The sequence below is a fragment of the Mesorhizobium sp. P3_A9 genome (assembly GCF_056402975.1).
The window spans coordinates 1-6,654 of record NZ_JBFUGJ010000323.1; the positions used below are offsets into that span (position 1 = coordinate 1).

General features: G+C 63.8%; 4 protein-coding genes. All 4 read right to left on the bottom strand.

Features of this window, described 5'->3' with window-relative positions; translation table 11 throughout:
- Positions 1-84 precede the first annotated feature (84 nt).
- Positions 85-2,085, bottom strand: coding sequence for a glycogen debranching protein GlgX (gene glgX / locus AC1DX0_RS28530; RefSeq protein ID WP_477357741.1), 2,001 nt, complete (start codon positions 2,083-2,085; stop codon positions 85-87).
- Between the two features lie 199 nt (positions 2,086-2,284).
- Positions 2,285-3,913 carry an alpha-D-glucose phosphate-specific phosphoglucomutase gene (locus AC1DX0_RS28535; protein ID WP_477219567.1) on the bottom strand — a complete coding sequence of 543 codons (1,629 nt, stop codon included), beginning with the start codon at positions 3,911-3,913 and terminating at the stop codon, positions 2,285-2,287.
- A gap of 3 nt (positions 3,914-3,916) precedes the next feature.
- Positions 3,917-5,362, bottom strand: a complete 1,446-nt coding sequence (gene glgA, locus AC1DX0_RS28540) for a glycogen synthase GlgA (protein WP_477357744.1) — start codon at positions 5,360-5,362, stop codon at positions 3,917-3,919.
- A gap of 80 nt (positions 5,363-5,442) precedes the next feature.
- Positions 5,443-6,654, bottom strand: a 1,212-nt coding sequence (gene glgC, locus AC1DX0_RS28545) for a glucose-1-phosphate adenylyltransferase (protein ID WP_477357747.1), incomplete at its 5' end; no start/stop codon positions are given.

Below are 6,654 nucleotides of genomic sequence, written 5' to 3' on the forward strand. Positions count from 1 at the left end.
CCTGATAGATGACGCAGCCGCGCCACCATTCGGCTCCCTGCCCGGCCACCGGATCGGCCCAAGGGCTGGCATCGTTGTTGGCCATTACGACCCCTTCCCGGCGCGGCCCTTTGCGGCCCGACGTTCGATCATGAAATTGACGCTGCGACCCGGCAGCGGCCGTGCAAGGTCGACCGGCTGCGTTTCGATCGCCGGCTGCCATCGGAACCCATCCCGTACGGGCAAGGTGAAGACACATTGGCGGCGGTCGCCATTGACGATGACGGCAAGGCGGCCGCCGCCTGCATCGCTGAGCAGCATGACGAGGCGATGCCGGGCGGGGTCGTTCCAATCCGTCTCGGCAAGCGGCATGCCGGTCTCGGTCAGCCAGGCGACGTCGGGGATGCCTGTCGCATCGGCTGATTGTCCCGTCAGGAAAGGTGTGTCCGACAAAGCGGGGATGGCGCGGCGAAGCATGCCGAGCGCCGACGCGTAGCCCTCCAGCACCTGATCGCGACCGGCCCAGTCGAGCCAGGTGATGGCGTTGTCCTGCGCGTAGGCGTTGTTGTTGCCTTTCTGGCTGCGGCCGAATTCGTCGCCCGCGGTCAGCATGATGGTGCCGCGCGAGGCAAACAGCGTCGCAAGCAGCGCGCACTGGTCGTCGAAGCGGGCGAGGATGATCGCCGCGTCGTCCGCATCGCCCTCGACGCCGCTGTTCCACGACAGGTTCTCATTGTGGCCATCGCGGTTCTGCTCGCCATTGGCGGCGTTGTGCTTGCGCTCGTAGCGGGCGATGTCGGCCAGCGTCATGCCGTCATGGGCGGCGATGAAATTGACCGTGCGGCTGGTCTGTTGCCCTGCTTTGGCAAACACGTCGGACGAACCGGCAAGCCGTGTCGCCAGCGCTCCAAGCGCGCCGGCATCGCCGCGCCAGAAACGCCTGGCATCGTCGCGGTATCTATCGTTCCACTCGAGGAAGGGCGGCTGAAAATTGCCAAGCTGGTAGCCATCCGGCCCGATGTCCCAGGGCTCGGCGATCAACACGCGATTTGCCAGCAGCGTATCCTCGTGCATCGCCTTCAACAACGGCGCCTGGGTATCGAATGTTCCGTCGACCCGCCCCAGCACCGGCGCCAGATCGAAGCGAAAACCGTCGACGCCGGCATGGCGGACAAAGTGGCGAAGCGTGTCGAGCACCATGTCCCGCACCACCGGGTGATCGCAGGCGACCGTGTTGCCGGTGCCGGTGTCATTGACCAGCCTGCCATCCGGCAGATGCCGGTAGTAGGCCTGATTGTCGAGGCCGCGCAGCGACAGCGTCGGCCCCAGCCGGTCGCTCTCGCCTGTGTGGTTGAAGACGAGATCGAGGATGGTGCCGATGCCGGCCTGACGCAAAACCGCGACGGTGTCGCGCAATTCCGCCAGGCCGCCGGGGGCCAGGCGCGGGTCGAGCGCCATGAAGGTGACGGGGTTGTAGCCCCAGGCATTGCTCAAGCCCAGTGGCGGCAGATGCCGCTCGTCGATCGATGCCGTCACCGGCATCAGTTCGACGGCTGACACGCCGAGCTTTTTGAGATGTTCGATGATGACAGGATGAGCAAGTGCCGCGATCGTACCGCGCTGCGCTTCCGGAATGTCCGGATGCAGCTTGGTGAACGCGCGGATATTCAGCTCATAAATCAGTCCGCCCGGGCGAAACAGCGGCGGCAACACAGGCGCCGCAATGGGCAAGGCCTTGGCCACGGTCTTCGGCATCAGCGGCGCGGTGTCGGCGCCCTCGTTGCGCCGCGCGGCAAGCCGCCAGTGATAGGCATAGGGCCKGTCGATYTCGAYSGCGTAGGGATCGGYSAGCAGCTTGTCGGGGTCGAACCACAGCCCACGCTCTGGCGCATARTCRCCATCGGCGCGAAAGCCGTAGCGAGTGCCGGCGGCAAGGCCGGAAACGAAGAGCGCATGGATGCCGTTGCCTTCCGGCTTCATCTCCAGCCGGTCGAGTTCACGGTTGCCCTGCCCGTCGAAGATCGACACCCAGAGGCGACGGGCCGACGCGGACCATGTGGCGAAGCGAATGCCTTCGGGGGTGACGGTGGCGCCGAGTTGGGTCACGGATGCGCCTTCCCTTCTCCCCTTGTGGGAGAAGGTGGATCGGCGCGCAGCGCCGAGACGGATGAGGGGTGCGTGACGGAACGAGGCGTTGGCAATCTGGATCGAAGAGCGCGCCAAGCTAGAGCACCCCTCATCCGACCTCGCTTCGCGAGGCCACCTTCTCCCACAAGGGGAGAAGGAAAGGCGCGCGGCACCACCCTCAAGTAATCACGCTCGGCTTATTGCGGCCGGTGTGGCTCTTGATACCGGCAATGTCGTCGGCGGCGGCGATGAGATCGGCGAGTGCAACCTGCGTGTCGAGATCGTGCCTCGCCTTGTCCGGCTCGTAGCGCTCGATATAGACGCGCAGAGTGGCGCCCGATGTGCCGGTGCCGGAAAGCCGGAAGACGACGCGCGAGCCGCCTTCGAACAGCACTCTGATGCCCTGATGCTCGCTGGTTGAGCCGTCGACCGGGTCGTGATAGGCAAAATCGTCGGCAGTGGCGATCTTCAGGCCGCGTACGCTGGTGCCTGGCAGCGAACCGAGYTTGGCACGCAGTTCATCGACCAGCGCGTTGGCACGGTCGCTCTCGACCTCTTCATAGTCRTGGCGSGAATAGTAGTTGCGCCCATAGGCGGCCCAATGCTCAGTGACGACCTGCTTGCAGCTTTCGCCGCGCACGGCAAGGATGTTGAGCCACAACAGCACGGCCCAAAGGCCGTCCTTTTCGCGGACATGGTTGGAGCCGGTGCCGGCGCTTTCCTCGCCGCAGATCGTCGCCATGCCGGCATCGAGCAGATTGCCGAAGAACTTCCAGCCGGTCGGCGTCTCATAGATGCCGATGCCGAGTTTTTCGGCGACGCGGTCAGCCGCGCCACTGGTCGGCATCGAACGGGCGATGCCTTTGAGGCCGTCCTTGTAGCCCGGCGCCAGCTGGGCATTGGCGGCCAGCATCGCAACCGAATCCGACGGGGTGACGAAGATGCCCTTGCCGATGATCAAATTGCGGTCGCCGTCGCCGTCCGAAGCCGCACCAAAATCCGGCGCGTCCGGTCCCATCATCTCATCATAGAGATGCTTGGCGTGGACCAGGTTCGGGTCGGGGTGATGGCCGCCGAAATCCGGCAGTGGCTTGTAGTTGCGGCAGGTGCCGTTCTCCGCGCCAAGCCGGCGCTCGAGGATCTCCTTGGCATAGGGACCGGTGACCGCATGCATCGCGTCGAAGCGCATGCGAAAACCGTATTTGAAATTGGCACGGATGGCGTCGAAGTCGAACAGGGTTTCCATGAGATCGGCATAGTCGGCGACCGGGTCGATGATCTCGACCGTCATGCCGCCGGCCTCGACGGTGCCGATCGTGTCGATGTCGATCTGGGCGATATCGGCAGTCTTGAAGCTCGAAATCGCCTTGGTCTTGGCGAAGATCGCATCAGTCAGCTTCTCCGGCGCCGGGCCGCCATTGCCGGCATTGTACTTGATGCCGAAATCCTCATGCGGGCCGCCGGGATTGTGGCTGGCCGACAGGATGATGCCGCCGAAGGTCTTGTATTTGCGGATGACATGCGAGGCGGCCGGCGTCGACAATATGCCGCCCTGCCCGACCATGACCTTGCCGAAGCCGTTGGCGGCGGCCATGGCGATCGCCTTCTGGATGACCTCGCGGTTGTAGAAGCGGCCGTCGCCGCCGATCACCAGCGTCTTGCCCTTGAAGCCGTCGAGCGCATCGAAGATCGACTGGATGAAGTTCTCGGCATAGTGCTCCTGCTGGAACACGGGCACCTTCTTGCGCAGGCCCGACGTGCCGGGCTTCTGGTCTGAGTAGGGTTTGGTGGGGACGGTCCGGATCATGCTTCAGGCAACCCTTTTCGAAAGCAGCAGGCGATAGAGTTCGACATATTTTTCCGCGCTCTTGTCCCATGACACATCGGCCTTCATGCCCTGGCGCTGCAGCGATTCCCAGATCACCGGATTGGCATGTGCGTCGACGAGGCGGCGGATGGCGTGCAGCATGGCAAGGCCATTGTTGGGCGCGAACTGAAAGCCGGTGGCGACGCCGGCGGAGACGGCGGCTTCATTGGCATCGATGACCGTGTCCGCCAGGCCGCCGGTGCGGGCAACGATCGGCACGCAGCCATAGCGCAGACCGTAAAGCTGGGTCAGCCCACAGGGTTCGAAGCGCGAAGGGACGATGATGGCGTCGCAGCCGCCCTGCATGGTGTGCGATAGCCCCTCGTCATAGCCAACGACCACGCCGATGCGGCCGCGGTGGCGTGCGGCGGCAGCAAGCAGCGCGCCTTCCAGTCCTGCATCGCCCGAGCCCAGTATGGCCAGCCGCGCACCGGTCGCCACGATGCCGTCAACCACCGTCGCCAATATGTCCATGCCCTTTTGCCAGGTCAGCCGGCTGATGACGCAGACGATCGGGCTGTCGTCGCGGTCGAGGCCGAAGCGGTCCTCCACCGCCGCCCTGTTGGGCGCCCGTGCCTTGAGCGTGGCGGCTGTATAGTTCGACACCAGATGCTTGTCCGTCTCCGGATCCCAAATGGCGGTGTCGATGCCGTTGACGATGCCGTAGAGATCACTGGAGCGCATGTTGATGAGGCCGTCGAGACCCATGCCGAATTCCGGCGAGCAGATTTCCTGCGCATAGGTCGGGCTCACCGTGGTGATCGCCCAGGCMGCCTGCAGGCCGGCYTTSAGGAAGCCGACGCCGCCRTAATATTCGACGCCGTCGAGCGCCATCGCMACCGCCGGCAGRCCRAGYTCGCCAAAGATGCCGGCGCCGAACTGGCCCTGGAAGGCRAGATTGTGGACSGTSATCATCGACGGGACGCCGACCGCCTTGCCGTAGCGCATATAGGCCAGCGTCATCGCCGACTGCCAGTCATGGGCGTGGACGAKATCRGGCTGGTARCCGGAGATGGCGCCGCCGGCGATATCGCCGCCRACCTGGCTCAGTGCCGCGAAGCGCCGCCAATTGTCCGGCCAATCCGCGCCCGCAGCATTGCCGTAGGGGCCGCCGGGGCGGTCGAACAGATGCGGCGCGTCGAGAACGAACAGCTCGAGCCCGGCAATCTGGACGGCATGGACCGAAGCCTTGCCGCCCTGCAGCAGCGGATATTGGTAGACAGCCTTCCTTTTCTTGAAGGCCGCCATCACGGTCGGAAAGCCCGGAATGAGCGTGCGCATTGTCACGCCCYTGGCTGCGAGCGCGATGGGCAGCGCGCCGGTCACGTCGGCAAGCCCGCCGGTCTTGATCAGCGGGAAAATCTCGGGCGTGACCGACAGAACCTGCATGCGTTTATGGTCCGATCCTGTCTAACTCTTGGTTCCAAGCAATTCCGGACGGAAACCGTCTCACACTTTCCTGGAATGCTCTACAGCTTCAACTTGTCGATCATATCCTGCGTGACCAGGCAGATGCCCTTTTCGGAAACACGAAAACGCTTGGCGTCGAGAACCGGATCTTCGCCAACGACCAGCCCTTCCGGTATCCTAACACCATGGTCGATGACCACGCGCTTCAACTTTGCGTTCCGGCCGACATGAACGTCGGGCAGCATGACGACCTCTTCCAGCGTCGAATAGGAATTGATGCGCGCGCCGGTGAAGATCAGGCTTTTCTTCAGCGAAGCACCGGATACGATGCAGTCGCCCGACACGAGTGAAGAAACGGCCGAGCCACGGCGGCCATCCTCGTCATGCACGAACTTTGCCGGCGGCTTCAATTCGGCATAGGTCCAGATCGGCCAGTCGCGGTCGTAGAGATCGAGTTCCGGGGTGATATCCGTCARGTCGATATTGGCTTCCCAATAGGCRTCGACMGTGCCGACGTCGCGCCAGTAGGCCTCGTTTTCCATCGTCGAGCGCACGCATGACTTGGTGAAGCGGTGGGCAATCGCCTTACCGTGCTGGACGATATAGGGGATGATGTCCTTGCCGAAGTCGCGGCTCGAGCCAGGCTCGGCGGCGTCGCGGCGCAGCTGTTCCATCAGGAACTTGGTTTTGAAGACATAGATGCCCATCGAGGCCAAAGCGAGTTCCGGATTGCCCGGAATGCCGGGCGGATCAGCAGGCTTTTCGACGAAGGCGATGATGTTGTCCTTGCCGTCGACATGCATGACGCCGAAGCCGGTCGCTTCCATGCGCGGCACTTCGAGGCAGCCGACGGTGACGTCGGCATTGGCGTCGACGTGCTGGCGAAGCATCAGCTCGTAATCCATCTTGTAGATGTGGTCGCCGGCCAGGATGACCATGTATTCCGGGCCATAGGCCTCGATGATGTCGATGTTCTGATAGACGGCATCGGCCGTGCCTTCATACCACTGCGTTTCAGAGACGCGCTGGCTGGCCGGCAGGATGTCGAAGCTTTCGTTTCGTTCCGGCCGCAGGAAGTTCCAGCCGCGCTGCAGATGGCGGATCAGCGAATGCGCCTTGTACTGGGTGGCGACGCCGAGGCGGCGGATACCCGAGTTGAGCGCGTTGGAGAGCGCGAAATCGATGATGCGCGTCTTGCCGCCGAAATAGACCGCCGGCTTGGCGCGACGGTCCGTCAGTTCCTTGAGGCGGCTGCCACGGCCGCCGGCCAG